The sequence below is a fragment of the Saezia sanguinis genome, assembly GCF_963921665.1.
In the GTDB taxonomy this organism is placed as follows: Bacteria; Pseudomonadota; Gammaproteobacteria; order Burkholderiales; family Burkholderiaceae_C; genus Saezia; species Saezia sanguinis.
This window is the reverse complement of sequence record NZ_CAWUGC010000019.1, coordinates 35,122-51,688: the sequence shown is the minus strand read 5'-3', so window position 1 is coordinate 51,688 and position 16,567 is coordinate 35,122. Positions and strand designations below refer to the sequence as shown.

General features: G+C 55.0%; 19 protein-coding genes. 14 read left to right on the top strand and 5 right to left on the bottom strand.

Annotation, left to right across the window (positions count from 1 at the left end; all coding sequences use genetic code 11):
• The first annotated feature begins 18 nt into the window (after window positions 1-18).
• The 3 genes from AACY98_RS13840 (at window position 19) to AACY98_RS13830 (ending at window position 1,941) form a co-directional block, all read left to right on the top strand.
• Complete coding sequence (locus AACY98_RS13840) at window positions 19-396, top strand: PilZ domain-containing protein (protein WP_126980398.1); 378 nt, start codon at window positions 19-21, stop codon at window positions 394-396.
• 91 nt (window positions 397-487) lie between these two features.
• The gene (locus AACY98_RS13835) at window positions 488-1,282 is read left to right on the top strand and encodes a TatD family hydrolase (RefSeq protein WP_339805947.1); all 795 of its coding nucleotides are present in this window, start codon (window positions 488-490) and stop codon (window positions 1,280-1,282) included.
• A complete protein-coding gene (locus tag AACY98_RS13830) occupies window positions 1,279-1,941 on the top strand; it encodes an ankyrin repeat domain-containing protein (RefSeq protein WP_126980396.1) in 663 nt (220 codons plus the stop codon). Before AACY98_RS13835 ends, AACY98_RS13830 begins: the two co-directional genes overlap by 4 nt.
• Before the next feature lie 20 nt (window positions 1,942-1,961).
• Here the strand turns inward: AACY98_RS13830 and AACY98_RS13825 are convergent, their stop codons facing one another.
• From AACY98_RS13825 to radC, 4 genes are all read right to left on the bottom strand, one after another.
• Window positions 1,962-2,609: a riboflavin synthase gene (locus AACY98_RS13825; RefSeq protein WP_339805944.1), complete on the bottom strand. Its 648-nt coding sequence runs from the start codon at window positions 2,607-2,609 to the stop codon at window positions 1,962-1,964.
• A gap of 80 nt (window positions 2,610-2,689) precedes the next feature.
• Complete coding sequence (ribD, locus tag AACY98_RS13820; protein ID WP_339805942.1) at window positions 2,690-3,844, bottom strand: bifunctional diaminohydroxyphosphoribosylaminopyrimidine deaminase/5-amino-6-(5-phosphoribosylamino)uracil reductase RibD; 1,155 nt, start codon at window positions 3,842-3,844, stop codon at window positions 2,690-2,692.
• A gap of 92 nt (window positions 3,845-3,936) precedes the next feature.
• Entirely contained in the window at window positions 3,937-4,629 is a 693-nt protein-coding gene (locus tag AACY98_RS13815; protein ID WP_339805940.1) for a Smr/MutS family protein, read from the bottom strand.
• A gap of 31 nt (window positions 4,630-4,660) precedes the next feature.
• Window positions 4,661-5,338 (bottom strand): RadC family protein, encoded by a 678-nt coding sequence (gene radC, locus AACY98_RS13810; RefSeq protein WP_339805938.1) that lies wholly within the window; start codon window positions 5,336-5,338, stop codon window positions 4,661-4,663.
• Between the two features lie 177 nt (window positions 5,339-5,515).
• Here radC and AACY98_RS13805 point away from each other — a divergent pair, with 177 nt between their 5' ends.
• Entirely contained in the window at window positions 5,516-5,965 is a 450-nt protein-coding gene (locus tag AACY98_RS13805; RefSeq protein ID WP_339805935.1) for an FKBP-type peptidyl-prolyl cis-trans isomerase, read from the top strand.
• A 26-nt stretch (window positions 5,966-5,991) separates the two neighbouring features.
• Entirely contained in the window at window positions 5,992-7,017 is a 1,026-nt protein-coding gene (ispH, locus tag AACY98_RS13800; protein WP_126980496.1) for a 4-hydroxy-3-methylbut-2-enyl diphosphate reductase, read from the top strand.
• Between the two features lie 82 nt (window positions 7,018-7,099).
• On the opposite strand, the gene cysK is transcribed toward ispH, so the two are convergent.
• Window positions 7,100-8,047 carry a cysteine synthase A gene (gene cysK / locus AACY98_RS13795; protein ID WP_339805933.1) on the bottom strand — a complete coding sequence of 316 codons (948 nt, stop codon included), beginning with the start codon at window positions 8,045-8,047 and terminating at the stop codon, window positions 7,100-7,102.
• Between the two features lie 229 nt (window positions 8,048-8,276).
• On the opposite strand from cysK, the gene AACY98_RS13790 reads away from it, so the two are divergent.
• The 9 genes from AACY98_RS13790 (at window position 8,277) to bioD (ending at window position 16,477) form a co-directional block, all read left to right on the top strand.
• On the top strand, window positions 8,277-8,708 hold the full coding sequence (locus AACY98_RS13790; RefSeq protein WP_339805931.1) for an RrF2 family transcriptional regulator: 432 nt from the start codon (window positions 8,277-8,279) through the stop codon (window positions 8,706-8,708).
• A 114-nt stretch (window positions 8,709-8,822) separates the two neighbouring features.
• Window positions 8,823-9,350, top strand: coding sequence for a hypothetical protein (locus AACY98_RS13785; RefSeq protein ID WP_339805929.1), 528 nt, complete (start codon window positions 8,823-8,825; stop codon window positions 9,348-9,350).
• 135 nt (window positions 9,351-9,485) lie between these two features.
• Window positions 9,486-10,778, top strand: coding sequence for an MFS transporter (locus AACY98_RS13780; protein WP_339805927.1), 1,293 nt, complete (start codon window positions 9,486-9,488; stop codon window positions 10,776-10,778).
• Window positions 10,779-11,091: 313 nt separating this feature from the next.
• Entirely contained in the window at window positions 11,092-12,048 is a 957-nt protein-coding gene (bioB, locus tag AACY98_RS13775) for a biotin synthase BioB (RefSeq protein ID WP_339805925.1), read from the top strand.
• Window positions 12,026-13,324, top strand: coding sequence for an adenosylmethionine--8-amino-7-oxononanoate transaminase (gene bioA / locus AACY98_RS13770; protein ID WP_339805923.1), 1,299 nt, complete (start codon window positions 12,026-12,028; stop codon window positions 13,322-13,324). The genes bioB and bioA overlap by 23 nt, the downstream gene beginning before the upstream one ends.
• 13 nt (window positions 13,325-13,337) lie before the next feature.
• A complete protein-coding gene (locus AACY98_RS13765; protein WP_339805921.1) occupies window positions 13,338-14,477 on the top strand; it encodes an aminotransferase class I/II-fold pyridoxal phosphate-dependent enzyme in 1,140 nt (379 codons plus the stop codon).
• Entirely contained in the window at window positions 14,446-15,090 is a 645-nt protein-coding gene (locus AACY98_RS13760; protein WP_339805919.1) for a pimeloyl-ACP methyl esterase BioG family protein, read from the top strand. The genes AACY98_RS13765 and AACY98_RS13760 overlap by 32 nt, the downstream gene beginning before the upstream one ends.
• A complete protein-coding gene (gene bioC, locus AACY98_RS13755; protein WP_339805917.1) occupies window positions 15,087-15,839 on the top strand; it encodes a malonyl-ACP O-methyltransferase BioC in 753 nt (250 codons plus the stop codon). Before AACY98_RS13760 ends, bioC begins: the two co-directional genes overlap by 4 nt.
• Window positions 15,836-16,477, top strand: coding sequence for a dethiobiotin synthase (bioD, locus tag AACY98_RS13750; RefSeq protein ID WP_339805915.1), 642 nt, complete (start codon window positions 15,836-15,838; stop codon window positions 16,475-16,477). Before bioC ends, bioD begins: the two co-directional genes overlap by 4 nt.
• Window positions 16,478-16,567: the final 90 nt, after the last annotated feature.

Here is a 16,567-nt window from a genome sequence, read left to right as displayed (position 1 = left end):
CTGCGAAGACGACCTATTATGAATGCAAGTGCAAATCCTCAGCCCGTGCCATCTGCTGCACGCCCCAGTGTGATTCAATTGAATATCAAAGGGGTGACGGCACTGTATCTGGCGTATATTTCCCAGTTTCGCCAGGGCGGATTGTTTATTCCCACTTCTAAAAAATACCAGATGGGGGATAGTGTGTATGCGCTGGTTTCGCTGCCGAATAATCCGCAGCGTTTTGCGGTAACGGGCAAGGTGGCCTGGATTACACCGGAGCACTCATCGGGCCAAAGGCCGCAGGGCATTGGTATTATTTTTCCTGATAACGAGCAGTGCAAGCAGTTGAAGACGCAGATTGAAGCGTTGCTGGCGAGTTTTGTACCGCATGGGCGTGTAACGCACACCATGTAATTGCCGGTACTTGCCGCCTGCCTTGTCTGCCGGGTTGATCCAATAATGAATCGGTTCATTGAATGAACCGATTTTTACGTAATAGGGTTCCATGTTTGTAGATTCACACTGCCATCTCAGCGATGCTTCACTGGTATCGCAAATGGACCAGGTACTGCTGCAAATGCAGCAGGCCAAGGTGACGCAGGCGCTGTGCATCAGCACGACGCTGGCAGATTTTGAGCAGGTACGGCAACTGGCGCATACGCACGCCAATCTGTGGGCCAGCATTGGCGTGCATCCGGAAAATGAACACGACCAGGAGCCTTTGAAATCTGACCTGCTGAGCCGTGCTGCTGATGCACGTGTGGTTGCCATTGGCGAAACGGGGCTGGATTATTTTCAATTTGGTGAGCGCAGCCATGCGCAGATGCAGTGGCAGCGCGACCGGTTCAGCACCCATATTGAAGCGGCGCGCGAGGCGGCTTTGCCGCTGGTGATTCATACACGGGCGGCCGCGGCGGATACGGTGGCCATGCTGAAAGAAGCGGTGAACGGGCCAGGGAAAATCCAGGGCGTGTTCCACTGTTTCACGGAAACCATGGATGTGGCCCGGCAGGCGCTGGATCTGGGGTTTTATATTTCTTTTTCAGGCATACTGACGTTCAAGAATGCGGCGCAATTGCGCGAGGTGGCGCAAATGGTGCCGCATGACGCGTGCCTGATTGAAACCGACAGCCCCTATCTGGCACCGGTGCCGTACCGGGGCAAAACGAATATGCCTGCCTACGTGCCATTTGTTGCAGCGGTACTGGCCGACCTGTGGCGTACCGATGCAGCGCATGTGGGGGCGCAGACAACGCGGAATTTTGAAACATTATTTGCAAAGGTAAAGGGTACAGCATGAAAAGACATTATCTGATCCATTATGGAATGCTGGTGTTGCTGCTGCTGACAGGTATCAGCAGCCAGGCAGATAGCCGCAGTGATTTTCTGGATGCGGTTAAAGCCGATGATGTCAGCCAAGTCAAAACCATGCTCAGCCGCGGTGTTGACCCCAATACCAAGGATGCCAGCGGGCAATGTGCACTGGTATTGGCGTTGCAGTCAGATGCGCTGAAAGTGGCTGACGTGCTGATTGCCGACCAGCGTACCGATGTGAACTATCTGAACAGCCATGACGAATCACCTTTGATGATGGCAGCCATTAAAGGCCTGCTGCCGCAGGCGCAGGCTTTGATTGCGCGTGAAGCGCTGGTCAATAAGACGGGCTGGACACCGCTGCATTACGCGGCTTCGCAAAATGACCCGGCGCTGATTGCACTGATGCTGGAGAATTACGCCTACATTGATGCAGAGTCGCCTAACAGCACCACGCCGCTGATGATGGCAGCGCACTATGGCAGCGATGCCGGTGTGGAGCTGCTGTTGCAGGAGGGCGCCGACCCCGAGCTGAAAAACCAGCAGGGGCTGACGGCTTATGATTTTGCCAAAGGTGCGGAGCGTGCCGAAACCGCCGAAATCATTCTGAAAGCAATGCGCGCACGCCAGCCCGCCGGCTGGTAGTCATAGGGCTGCAGGCCTTCTTAGCTGAATGCCTGCGTGGCGCTCAGCATGCGCTCAACGTAGCGCGCAATCAGGTCAATTTCCAGATTGACCGGGCTGTCGGCCTGTAACTGACCCAGCGTGGTGTTTTGTACCGTGTGCGGAATCAGGTTGATGCTGACCACGGTACCTTTGCCCGCAATGTCGCTGACCTGATTGACGGTCAGGCTCACGCCATTGACAGTGACCGAACCTTTATAGGCCAGAAAACGGCTGAGCTCCGGCGGGGCCAGCACTTCCAGCAGCCAGGATTCGCCTACCGGCTTCATTTGCTGTACATGCCCGATGCCATCAACATGACCACTGACCAGATGGCCGCCCAGACGGTCTTGCAGTTGCATGGCTTTTTCCAGATTGACCTGGTTGCCCGCCTGGTTCAACCCTGCTGTTTTGTGCAGGCTTTCGGTAGAAATATCGATGCTGAAAGTATGGCTGGGCTTGTCGAAGGATGTGACGGTCATGCAGGCACCGTTCAGGGCAATGCTGTCGCCCAGTTGTACATCGTTGAGATAACCTTGCGGGGCCTGTATGGTCAGGTGCAGGCCATGCTGTGATGGCGAGCCGGTATTTTGTGCCAGCGGTGTGGCTTGCTGAATGCGGCCTACGCCGGTGATGATGCCTGTGAACATGATGAAGCCAGTCAAATTCTTAATAAAAAGATTGTAGTGTGAAGCGGTTAAATACCTGTGCGTATGGGTATAACATGTGCTTACGAACGGCGCACATTGGCCGGATAGCGGCGTGCCATCAGCCGTATATCTTCACCAAGCACCTCGACCTGTGTGAAGGTGAAGTTCATGGTGTGTGCCAATGTATCGGCCTGAAAACCGGTGATGAAGTTTTTGCCCTCACCCATCAGCCTGGGAGCCATGTACACGAGCAGTTCATCGGCCAGTCCGGCTTTTAGCAGGGCGCTGCTGAGCGTGCTGCCGGCTTCCACGTGCAATTCATTGCATTCACGTTGAGCCAGGTCATGCAAAACCCATGGCAGATCGATATGGTCATCAGCAGACAGGGGCGCGGCGCATATAGTTGCGCCCACCTGTTGCAGTGCCTGCTGGCGTGCTGTATCTGTGCTGGCGGTGTAGATGACCACCTGCGGGCTGGTTTGAAACAGCATGGCATTCGGCGGCATTTGCAGATGGGTATCGACAATGGCGTGCCATGGCTGCCTGGGTGTTTCGCAGGAGCGCACATTCAGTTGCGGATTATCCGCCAGAATGGTGCCCACGCCGGTCAGAATGGCGCTGGCGCGTGCCCGCCAGTGGTGCCCGTCAGCACGTGCCATGCTGCCGGTGATCCATTGGCTTTCGCCGCTGGGCAGTGCCGTTTTACCATCCAGACTACAGGCCATTTTCAGCCGCACCCACGGGCGCTGGCGCTGCATGCGTGAGAAAAAACCGATATTCAGTTCTTCACTGTCATGGGCCAGAACGTCGGTTTCTACCTGAATGCCTGCCGCACGCAGCCGTTCAATGCCTTGTCCGGCAACCAGCGGGTTGGGGTCTGTTGCGGCAATGACCACCCGCGCAACGCCAGCCGCAATCAAAGCATCGGCACACGGCGGTGTGCGGCCATGGTGTGAACAGGGCTCGAGTGTGACGTAAGCGGTGCTGCCCTGCACGGCATGGCCTTTGGCCTGGGCATCACGCAAGGCCATGATTTCTGCATGAGGGCTGCCAACCGCCTGTGTATAGCCGCGGCCGATACAGTGGTTTTGCGCGTCCACCAGCACGCAGCCTACCCGTGGGTTGGGGTCGGAGAGGTAAATGGCCTGCTGTGCCTGCTCAAGTGCCTGGCGCATCCAGTGAATTGATTGAGTTTTGTTGGGCATGAGTGTCGTCAAAACAGTTGTCAACTGCATGGTACTTTACCATGCTGCCATTACTGTACGCTATTTGCAAAAAACAATGGTTTCGGGGTTGGGCATGGTGGTTCCCGATGGCTGGCCGTAATTTATACGGGTTGCGACGTGCGCAGCAGCACAATCAGTGCGCCTGCACCGCCTTCCGCAGCGCGTGCCTGGGTGTAGGCCAGCACATCGTTTTTTTGCGCCAGCCAGCTCATGACCCAGGTTTTCAGTACCGGTGTTTTTCCGGGGGAGCCTAGGCCTTTGCCATGCACAATGCGTACACAACGCAAGCCCTGTTTGGTGGCTTCGCGCAGGAATGCCGACAGCGCTTCGCGGGCCTCGTCGCGGCGGTAGCCGTGCAGGTCCAGTTGCGCCTGCAAAGCCCAGTGACCGCGGCGCAGTTTGCGGACCACATCGGTGCCAATGCCGGATTGCCGGAACGACAGCGCTTCATCGGTATCCAGCAGCGATTCCACGTCAAACTCATCTGAGAGCGATTCTTGCAGTACACGCTGTTCGTCCTGCTCGCGCTGTTTCGGGTGGGGGATGGGTTTGGGTGAGCGGAGCACAACCCGGCCCGTGTTTTTCAGCGGTGTCACGTCGCCCATGCTGCTGCGAAACAGGTTCTGCTCGGCCCGTGCTTTGCGGGCCTGTTCCTGGGCGCGTTTTTTTTCTTCTTCTGCCTGTTGTGTGCGCTGTTGTAATTCTTTTTTGAGCTGCTTCAGGTCGGCCAGGCTGTTGACGGCTTGGGCGGGTGAAGAAGCAGCAGAGGGGTTTGAGTGGTTGGTTTTTTTCATTGGGGTGTGCATCGGCACCAAAGTGTGTATTTTATAACAGGCCCTGCTCGGCCATGGAGGTGCTTTGCCCTTTGCCCACAATGATATGGTCCAGCACATGAATGTCAACCAGCGCCAGCGCTTTGGTGAGCGCCTGAGTGACCTGCTTGTCGGCTGACGACGGCGCGGTTTGCCCGGAGGGGTGGTTATGCGCCAGGATGACGGCATGCGCGTTATGCATCAATGCGGCAATAACGACTTCGCGCGGGTAAATGCTGCTGTGTGTCAGTGTGCCGTAAAACAGTTTTTTCATCTCGATCAGGTGGTGCTGTGTGTCCAGAAACAGTACGGCAAATACTTCGTGCTGCAAAGCACCGAGTTGCAGTTGCAGATAATCGGTCACCGCCTGAAGGCTGGTGAACACGGGCATGGCTTTGAGCTTTTGTGCCAAAGCCCGGCGAGCCAGCTCCAGCACGGCAATCAGTTCTGCGCGTTTGGCAGTGCCACCCAGTCCCTTGAATCGTTTGAGTTCTTCGGAACTGGTGTTCAGCAGCCCGGCCAGTCCGCCAAACTGGCTGAGCAGTTCCTGCGCCATGGTCAGTACCGAGCGGCCTTTGGTTCCGGTGCGCAGCAGTACGGCCAGCAGTTCCACGTCGGCCAGCGAGCCGGCACCATGGGTGATGAGTTTTTCGCGCGGGCGCGCATCGGCAGGAAGTGATTTGAGTGACATGAATGTAATTCGTATTCAAAAGATCGGGTTGGTGTGTTGTATGAACCAGTAACAGGAGTTTATGCCTGAACCTGCCGTGGGCAAGCATAAACCTTTAAAATAACATATCTTTATAGCATGAACTGATGGTTCAAAAACAATAACAAGACCCCCTACATACTGATCAAAAGGAATGAAATGACTGCTTCTGTTGTCGGGCCTGAATCTTTTTTGACCTTGCATTACCGGCTGGCCGGTTCTGATGGTGCTGACATCATCAATACGTTTGCGGGCAAGCCTTCCACACTGGGAATGGGCAGCGGAGAACTCTCGCCCGCGTTGGAGCAGGTTCTGATCGGATTGCCGGAAGGTACGCGCAAAGAATTTCGTTTAAACGCCGGGGAGGCATTTGGCGAGCGCAACCCGGAACTGGTGCAGTGGGTGGCGCGCAAGCTGCTTAAGGAACTGGGGGACCATCACGAAGATTACAGTGAAGGTGATGTGGTGCAGTTTCCAATGCCTGACGGCATTGGTACTTATGCCGGCATGGTGCGTGAAGTCAGCGACTCGGCAGTGAAGTTTGATTTCAACCATCCCCTGGCCGGGCAGCCGGTCATTTTTGAAGTGGAACTGATCGGAGTTCTGTAATGCCGGGAACATCGGGCTCCAAGACCATGTCACCTCAGCCATCCGGTGCGGCTGAGCAGCCGGTAACGCTGGTGCTGGCTGAGCCGCGCGGATTTTGTGCCGGCGTGGACCGTGCCATTGAAATTGTGGAGCGTGCGCTGGCGATTTTTGGCGCGCCTATTTATGTGCGGCATGAAATTGTGCATAACACTTATGTGGTCAATACCCTGCGTGAAAAAGGGGCCGTGTTCATTGAGGACCTGGCCGAAGTGCCGGCCGGGGCAACGCTGGTGTTCAGCGCCCATGGGGTGAGCAAGGCGGTTGAGCAGGAGGCGGCACAACGCGGTTTTCGCATTTTTGATGCGACCTGCCCGCTGGTGAGCAAAGTACATGTTGAAGTGGCCAAGCTGCGCCGTGAAGGGTATGAATTCATCATGATCGGGCACAAAGGACACCCGGAGGTGGAAGGCACCATGGGCCAACTGGATGGCGGCATTCACCTGGTGGACAGCCCCGAAGATGTGGCCTTGTTGCAGCCCGAGCAGTCCGAAAAGCTGGCGGTGGTAACACAAACCACGCTCAGTGTGGACGATACCATGGTGATTATGGAAGCGATCAAGGCGCGGTTTCCTAACATTCGTGAGCCGAAAAAACAGGACATCTGCTACGCCACCCAGAACCGGCAGGACGCAGTTAAACTGCTGAGCCAGCAGGTGGATGTGGTGGTGGTGGTGGGCAGTCCAACCAGCTCCAACAGCAACCGCCTGCGTGAAGTGGCCGAACGCCGCGGAACACCGGCCTACATGGTGGATAATGCCTCAGAACTGCGGGCAGAATGGTTTGCGCAGGCCGGTGCAGTCGGTTTGACGGCAGGCGCTTCTGCGCCGGAACTGCTGGTGCAGCAGGTGATTGACCGTTTGCGCAGTTTTGGAGTGATTGCGCTCAGAAATATGGATGGCATCAATGAAGAGGTGCATTTTCCTTTGCCGAAAGGACTCCGGCTGGATAATGAGCAGCCGGTTGCCAGCCGGCTGCGGGGCGGCATTACACCGGATACTGACAAGTCGTACTGAAACCATACTGAGACGGATGCGGTGTGGATAGAAAAACGGCGATGTGCATGACATCGCCGTTTTTTAATGGGCAGAACGGGGTTTATTGGCCGACGCCTTCAAACAGGGCCGACGACAGATAACGCTCGGCGGCATCGGGCAGAACCACCACAATGGTTTTGCCTGCAAATTCGGGTTTTGCAGCCAGACGGCTGGCCGCCAGTGCCGCTGCCCCGGAAGAGATCCCGGCCAGAATGCCTTCTTCTTTGGCCAGGCGGCGGGCAAATTCAATGGCATCTTCACTGCTGACCTGTTCTACCAGGTCAACGATGGACAGATCGAGTGTGTCAGGAATGAACCCGGCACCAATCCCCTGAATTTTATGCGGCCCCGATTTGATTGGCTGGCCAGCCAGGTGTTGCGTGATGACCGGGCTGGTGCTGGGCTCCACCGCAACGCTGGTGATTTTTTTATGCTTTTTCAGGAAACGCGATGTACCGCTGATGGTACCGCCGGTTCCAACGCCGGATACCAGCACATCCACCTGGCCTGCCGTGTCTTCCCAGATTTCAGGGCCGGTGGTCTGTTCATGAATCGCCGGATTGGCCGGGTTTTTGAACTGCTGCGGCATGAAATACTGTGAGCCGGAAGCAGCAATTTCTTCCGCTTTGCGAATAGCGCCGGGCATACCTTCAGCTCCGGGGGTGAGTACCAGGTTGGCACCCAGAAATGCCAGCACACGGCGGCGTTCCAGGCTCATGGTCTCTGGCATGGTCAGCGTTAACTGGTAGCCGCGTGCTGCGGCCACATAGGCCAGCGCAATACCGGTATTGCCGCTGGTGGGCTCAATGATATGCGAGCCGGGTTTAAGCAGCCCCTTTTTCTCGGCGTCCCAGATCATGCTGGCGCCAATGCGGCATTTGACAGAGTAGGAAGGATTACGCCCTTCTATTTTGGCCAGCACGGTTGCGTTTTGACCGACGATGCGATTCAGTTTGACCAGCGGGGTATGCCCGATGGATTGGGAGTTGTCTTTATAAATGCGTGTCATGATCAATTTCTCCTTATGGGTCTTCTGACAAATAGCATTCAGTTTAATGGGTTAGCAACTGAATTTTCTATTTTTTAAAATATTACTAATATGGTAATATTTATAATATTTTATATGTCAAAGTGTGACAGATAAGGTGCCAAAGTGCAAATACAGAGTTGTTATATTCATATACAGAAAAATTTGTATTTGCTGTTTCCGGTGGCAGTTTTAAAGGGAAGACCGCATCATGGGTGTATCGTTAAAGTGCCAGTATGCGCTCAGGGCGCTTTTTGAGCTGGGGCTCCGGCAGGAGGGCTCAAAGTGGGTCCGTTTGCAGGAGGTCGCCCGGGCCCAGGCGGTGCCGGCACGGTTTCTGGAAAATATCCTGAACCAGTTGCGGCGCGGTGGTTTTGTGGAAAGCCGGCGCGGCTTAAACGGCGGTTTCCGGCTGGCACGCCAGACCACCAGCATGCATATTGTAGAAATCGTGCGTTTCATGGATGGCGATATTTATTCAGTTGATCAGCACCAGGCCGGGGTGCAGGCGGTGGATACGGTATTTGCTGCGTTGTGGCAGCAGGCGCAGGCAGCCATAGAGCAGGTGTATCAGGAAAAGACGTTACAGGATCTGCTGGACGCGCAGACCACGCAACAAACGGTGAGCGATTATGCGATTTAATGCGCCCTGAGCATCATGACACTGGGCGACAGGTGCTGTCGGTTTATAAAAGGGTCATGCGGCTGCTTTGTTAGAATGCGCGTACCAGCATCAACCGGACAAGGTGCCATGCATATGCCTGAAAAATCAACAGAAAAAACGATCCGGCTTTATCCGGACAGAAAAAGGTACCTGGGTATTGCAGCAGTCTGCGGGGCGGCATTGGTTATGCTGGCCGGGGCGGTCTATCTGGGGGTGATGGCGTATAACGGCCTGACAGCATTCATCGCCGTGATTCTGGTATGTGTGGCGGGCTGGCTCCTTGTGAATGTGGCGTTTCGCAACAAGGTTTATCTACAGCTTGATGATGAGGGACTGACCGCAAGCACTTTGACAGGCAGCCTGCGTTTGAAGTGGGCGGACATCGATGGGTTTTATGTGCCACCAACCAATTCAGAAAGTGACTGGTTGCGGGTGAAGCTGCACCGGGCAGCGGATTCTGACGGTGTCGCCGCAGGTGAGTTGTCATCGGTGCATGATATGGATTCTTTTAAAGTGATTTCTCTGAATTACGGCATGAACAGTACGCTGGATCTGGCCAATTTGCTGGATGCGCATTTGCAGCGTTACCGCCAGCAGCATGCAGCGGTGGCGGACAACTGAATCACCGGCCTGAATAGGTTGGCTCCATTTTGCCATCTGATCTGTGTACCGAATAAACGCGGTAAGTGAATCTGTTAGAATGACGAACACATTTTTAAAGAGGCCACAGGCCCGTATCACCGAGACAAATCTGACATGAAAAGCACGGCAGAGACAGAACAGGCTGCGCCAGTAGGGGCTGCCGCATTGGCGGGGGATGAGCCGCCTCAATTCGGTTTGCTGCGTTTGCTGGGCATGGTGCTGTTGCCGTTTGCACTGGCACATTTTATTTCTTATCTGTTTCGCACAGTCAATGCGGTGGTGTATCCGGAACTGGCGCATGACCTGGGGCTGGAGGCCAACAATCTGGGCCTGCTGACCAGTGTCTACCTGCTGACGTTTGCGCTGGCGCAGTTGCCGATAGGTGTGGCGCTGGATCGCTTTGGTCCGCGCCGGGTGCAAATTCCCATGCTGGCCGTGGCTGCCGCCGGAGCGGCCATGTTTGCCAGCGCCCATACGCTGTGGATGCTGGCGGTGGCCCGCGGGCTGATCGGGCTGGGGGTGGCGGGTTCGCTGATGGCGTCCATTAAAGCCTGCTCGCTCTGGCTACCACCGCAGAAGTTGTCGCTGGCAACGGCCATTGTGCTGGCTGTCGGTGGCATGGGGGCCATGGTGGCCACCACGCCGGTGCAACTGGCGCTTACCTATACAGACTGGCGCATCGTGTTTTTATGTCTGGCGGGCGTCACCGTGGCGCTCAGTACAGCAATGTTTTTCATGGTGCCCGAGCATCCTAAAAAACAAAAGACCCGGCTTTCGGATATGACCAGAGCCGTTGCGCAGTTGTACAGCACCTGGTCTTTCTGGCGGCTGGCATTTTATACGCTGTTCGCTCATGCATCATTCATGGCGATTCAAGGACTATGGATGGGCCCCTGGCTGCATGATGTCAGGCATCTGTCACGGCTGGAAGTGGCGAACGTGCTGTTTGCCGGTACCGTGGGCATGGTGGTGGGGTCGCTGGCGTTTGGCTGGCTGACCGATATTTTGCATAAACGGGGGTTCAAGCCCATACTGGTGTGTGGCGGGGGGCTGGCCTGTTTTCTGCTGATCGAGGTGCTGATGGTGCTGGAGGTGCCGGTCAGCCCGTTTGTGATTGCGGTGGGGTTCAGTTGTTTTGGCTCATCGGCGGCCATGAATTATGCGATTGTGGCGCAGAGTGTGCCGCCGCACCTGATCGGGCGTGTCAGCACATCATACAATCTGGTGATTTTCATGCTTGGATTCCTGGTGCAGTGGGGGCTGGGCAGCATCATCAATCTGTGGCCGATGGAAAACGGTGTTTATCCGGCAAAAGCTTATCAGGTGGCGCTGGGCATTAATCTGGCATTGCAGATACCGGGATTTCTCTTGTGGCTGAGTTTTAAGCCCTGGCAGCGGGAACGCTAAAACCGTCTGGTTGCTCTGCGAATACGAAAGCAGTGCAGAAAGCATGTATCGGCCAATTATGCTGGCATGGCAATAGTTCATAAGCATTTTGCTTGTATATACGGGGGTGGCAGATTGGCAAGGTGCTAGAATCCGCCCATCACCTGAATTTTAGTGGCATATCGTACTACGCTGGTACCCAGCAGCGTAAAGTGACTCAGGTGTATTCATCATTTCAAGTTGGAAACAAGGACAGATGACAGGCCTGATCCTTAAAGTGAGGCAGTGTACGCCGGCTTAAACAACATGGAGCTGGCTTCGTCCTGGGAACACTATGAAGCAGAAAATTATTGAGGGGCTGCGGCTCGACTACGAGCAGGCGCTCAATCTTGTCAACACGACTCCAAAAGAAGAGCTTTACGCACTGGCCAATGGTCTGCGTAAGCATTTTCACCAGAACCGCATTTCCACCTGCATGATCATGAACGCCAAATCGGGCGCATGTACAGAGGATTGCAAGTGGTGTTCGCAATCCAAGTTTTATGAGACCGAGGTCAGCGTGCACCGGCTGGTGGATGTGGACGCGGTGCATGCACATGCCCGGATTGCACACGACAACGGCGTGCACAACTTTGCCCTGGTGACCAGTGGCAAACGGCTGAAACCGCGCGAGGTCGATCAGCTTGCAGAGATGGTGGTGCAGGTAAAGGCCGATAAACCCAGGATGGAATATTGCTCGTCACTGGGGTTGCTGCCAAAAGAAGAGTTGCAAAAGCTCTGGGATGCCGGTGTGCGGCGCTACCATTGCAACCTGGAAACCGCGCCATCGTATTTCCCTGAGGTATGCACAACACATACCACAGAGGAAAAAATCGCGACTATCAAAGCCGCGCAGGAAGTGGGCATGAAGATCTGTTCCGGCGGCATCATTGGCATGGGCGAAACCATGGCGCAGCGCATTGAACTGGCTGTGACGCTGCAACAACTGCGAGTGGATTCCATTCCGGTCAATCTGCTGATGCCCATTGCCGGAACACCGATGGCCAAAATGACGCTGCTGTCTGACGAAGAGATTCTGACCACGTTTGCCATGTTCTGCATTACCAACCCGACAGCGGAAATCCGGTTTGCCGCCGGGCGCGCGCGCATCAAAAATATTTTGGCCAAAGCATTACAGTGCGGTGTCAGTGCCTCCATGGTGGGGGATATGCTGACGACAGCCAATACCAAAGTCATTGATGATTTTGCATTGTTTGAGCAGATGGGTTATGACTACGCAACCAGACATTGAACAACTGCTGGCGTTTGACCGCCAGCACATCTGGCATCCGTACAGTCCGGCGGTGCCTGCACAGCCGTGCCATTTGGTGGAGTCGGCACGCGGGGTTTACATTCAACTGGCCAGCGGCGAAAAGCTGATTGACGGTGTTTCATCGTGGTGGGCTGTGATACATGGCTATAACCATCCGCATATCAACAAGGCGATTGTGGATCAGCTGCACAAGTTCAGCCATGTGATGTTTGCCGGGCTGACACACCAGGCAGCCATCTCGCTGACCCGCAATCTGCTGACGCTGGTGCCTGCAAACCTGCAACACGTGTTTTACAGCGATTCGGGGTCTGTTGCCGTTGAAATTGCAATGAAAATGGCATTGCAATACTGGCATGCGATGGGCCGGCCGCAAAAATGCACGTTTGCCACGGTACGCTCCGGCTACCATGGGGATACCTGGCATGCCATGTCGGTATGCGACCCGCAGGATGGCATGCACACCATGTTCAATAACCGCCTGACCATTCAGCATTTTGCCGATGAGCCGCATTGCCGTTTCGGCCAAGCATGGGATGCGCGGAACTTGGATTCGGTGGAGGCGCTGTTTGAGCAGCATGGTGCAGAGCTTGCCGCTTTTATCATTGAGCCGATTGTGCAGGGTGCCGGAGGGATGCGGTTTTATCATCCTGAGTATCTTAAGGCGCTGTCAGCGTTATGCAGCAGGTATGATGTGCTGCTGATTGCCGATGAGATTGCCACCGGGTTCGGCCGCACGGGCCGAATGTTTGCATGTGAATGGGCCGGTGTGCAGCCCGATATCATGACGGTGGGCAAGGGGCTCACCGGTGGTTATGTGCCAATGGCAGCCACCCTGGCATCGGCACAGGTGGGTGCGGTTATTTCACAAAATGCGCCCGGAATTTTTATCCATGGCCCGACCTTCATGGGCAACCCGATTGCCGCCGCCGCTGCCAATGCCAGTCTGGAGCTGATCATGGACAGCCCCATTGTGGAAAATGTGGCGCGCATTGAGGCACAACTGAAACAAGGGCTGATGCCAGCCAGAGACAACCCGGCCGTTGCTGATGTGCGTGTGCTGGGTGCCATTGGTGTGATCGAGATGAAAGAGGCGGTGGACCGTGAAAAACTGCAGGCACTGTTTATAGCCAACGGTGTCTGGGCGCGCCCGTTTGGCAAGCTGGTTTATCTGATGCCGGCGCTGATCATGGCGCAGGACGAACTGGAAAAGCTGATTCGTGGCGTGATGAAGGGTTTGTCAGCCTATGCGCCATGATATGCACCCTGATATGCGTCACGAACTGCAGAGGCTCAAAGAGCAGGGGCAGGCACGGGAACTGAAGTGCCTTGAGTCCAACGGTGCGCTGATTACGTACCAGGGGCGCGATTACCTCAACCTGTCATCCAATGATTATCTGGGTATTTCTGCGCGTACAGATTTTCAGAAAGAGTTCATTCAGTCGCTGAACCTGGATCATTTCTGGATGAGCGCATCATCTTCGCGCCTGCTGACAGGCAATCACCCATGCGCGGTGGAGCTGGAAGCGTATCTGGAAAGCCTTTATGGCAAAAGCTGCCTGTTATACAACTCAGGCTACCACGCCAACAGCGGCATTCTGCCGGCCATTACCGGCAAGAAGGACCTGATCCTGGCCGATAAACTGGTGCATGCAAGCATCATTGACGGCATGAGGCTGTGTGCATGTGAATGGCGCCGTTACCAGCACAATGATTACAGCCATCTGGAGCGCCTTTTGCAGCAGGCGCAGGGCAAGTACGAGCAGATTTACATTGTGACTGAAAGTGTTTTCAGCATGGACGGCGATATGGCCGATATTGCCGCACTGGTTGAGCTGAAAAAGCGCTATGGCGCCAGGCTCTATGTGGATGAGGCGCATGGTTTTGGTGTGTACGGTGCGCGCGGGCTGGGGTTGGTGGAAGCGCTTGGTTTGTTGGACCATGTGGACCTGCTCATGTGCACGCTGGGCAAGGCGGCGGCTTCCGAAGGCGCTTTTGTGGTGTGTGATGCAGAAGTCAGGGAGTGGCTGATCAACCACTCGCGCACGCTGATTTTTACCACGGCGACGCCGGCCATCAATCTGGCGTGGACGCATTTTGTCATTCGCAAAATTGTAGGCATGACACAAGAGCGTATGGCGTTGCAGGCCATGACAGAGCGCTTTCGCGCACAACTGGCCCGTTTTCAACTATTGGGCTGCTCTCCCATTGTGCCGATGCTGATGGGGGACAACGAGCCCTGCAACCGGTTAGCAGCGCAACTGCAGCATGCGGGAATCTGGGTCATGCCGATCCGCTATCCGACGGTACCTGCCGGACAGGCCCGTATCCGTTTTTCGCTGACGGCAGCGCTGAGCGATGAACAGGTTCAGAAAGCTTATGAAACTGTACTGGCACACACAGAACAATAATTCGCGTCTGGTCCTGGTTTTTAACGGCTGGGGTTTTGACGAGCGCATATTGAGTGCGGTGGATGCGTTGCCGGGTACGGATATTTTGCTGGTGTATGACTACACCACGATTGAGCCGCAGCAACTGGCGTGCGTGCAGCGCTATGCTCAGGTGGATCTGGTGGCGTGGTCGTTCGGGGTGTTTGCCGCCAACTGCTGTGCAGAAGTATTGCCCGTGCTTAACCAATGCATTGCAGTCAATGGAACGCTGCAACCGGTTGATGACCGGTATGGGATTCCCAGGCAGATTTTTCAGTCCACACTGCAAACGTATGATGAGCATAACCGCAAGCGTTTTCAGATGCGGCTGGCCGGGAGTGCCAGTGCATACAAAGCCATGCAGGAACAACTGCCGCAGCGCGATGTGCAGAACCAACTGGAAGAGCTGAAGGCGTTGGGGCAGTTTTTTCTTACGCCACCTGCGTGCCGGCTGAACTGGACCAAGGCCTTTGTTTCTAATGCGGACAAAATCTTTCCACCGGAAAACATGAAAGCCGCATGGGGGGATCTGGCATGTGTGCTGGACGGTGAACACCGTGTTGACTTTGCACGTATTTTGCATGAACTGTTATGAGCGCCATTCAACTGGTTAAATGTCAATTTGAGCGCAGCATGGCCACATACGATGCACATGCTCAGGCACAGAAGAAGATTGCATCCAAACTCGCAGAGATGGTGCACAGGACGCTGCCGGACAGGCCAAGGAGGGTGCTGGAGGTGGGTTGTGGCACGGGGCTGCTGACCCGGCAGTTGAATGCCGTTTACCGGCCGGATCAGTATTTTTTAAATGACATCAATGCCAAGGTCAAAGAGATTTTGCCCACGCTGATGCGCGATAGGCCCTATACATTCCTGTATGGAGATGCGCAGCAGATCTGTCTGCCAAATGAACTGGATCTGGTGGTTTCGGCATCGTCCTTGCAGTGGATCAGTGATCTGGCAGGCTTTTTAGCAAAAGTGAGACAGGTGCTGTCTAAAGGCGGGCACCTGTTTTTTTCTTCATTCGGGCCTTCTAATCTGAAAGAAATTGCAGCCATTGAACACCGGGGGCTGGACTACCATGGCCTGAATGAAGTCCGTGCCTTGTTGCAGGCGGATTTTGACGTGCTGTTTTGCTCGGAAGAGGAAATGGTGCTGCGGTTTGACGAGCCGCTGGCTGTATTGCGGCACTTGAAATATACCGGCGTGAACGGTGGATTTTCCAGCGTGTGGAGCCGCAGCAGGCTGCAAAGGTTTTGTGAGGCGTATCGGGCAGGCTTTGGCGATGCGCAGGGGGTTTCCCTGACTTACCACCCTACTTATTTTGCAGTGAGGGGACAATGAAACAAACGTATTTTGTGACCGGTATTGATACCGATATTGGCAAAAGCTATGTGACCGGGTTTGTTGCGAAGATGATGGCTGCCCAGGGGCAGAAGGTGGTGACCCAGAAGCTGATTCAGACGGGCAACCAGGGCGTTTCAGAAGACATTCAACTGCACCGGCGCATCATGGGGCTTGAATTGTTACCGGAAGATCTGGATGGCACCACATGCCCTGTGGTGTTGAGTTATCCGGCTTCGCCGCATCTGGCCGCAGAAATTGACCAAAGCCCAATTGATCTGGAAAAGGTAGTGCAGGCAACAGCCAGGCTGCATCAGCACTATGACGTGGTTCTGATTGAAGGGGCGGGTGGCATCATGGTGCCGCTGACTAAAGATGTGCTGACGATTGATTTCATTGCGCAGCATCAATTGCCCGTGATTATTGCGACAACACCCAGACTGGGCAGCATCAACCATACACTGCTCACGCTGGAGGCGTGCCGGGTGCGGGGTATTGCCGTGCATATGCTGGCGTATAACGAGTTCCGTGTGGATGACGAAGTTATCAACGAAGGAACGAGGGCGTTTTTGCAGCAGTATCTGGCACGATTTTTCAGTGGTGCGCAATGGATGGATGTGCCGCGCATAGAGGCCTAGCGGACAAAGAGACTGCGCATGGCCGATGCTGCCAGGGGCTGTGTGTACAAAGCCTGAGCGGGCTTGGGTTTATTGCTGTTTTTGCAATGG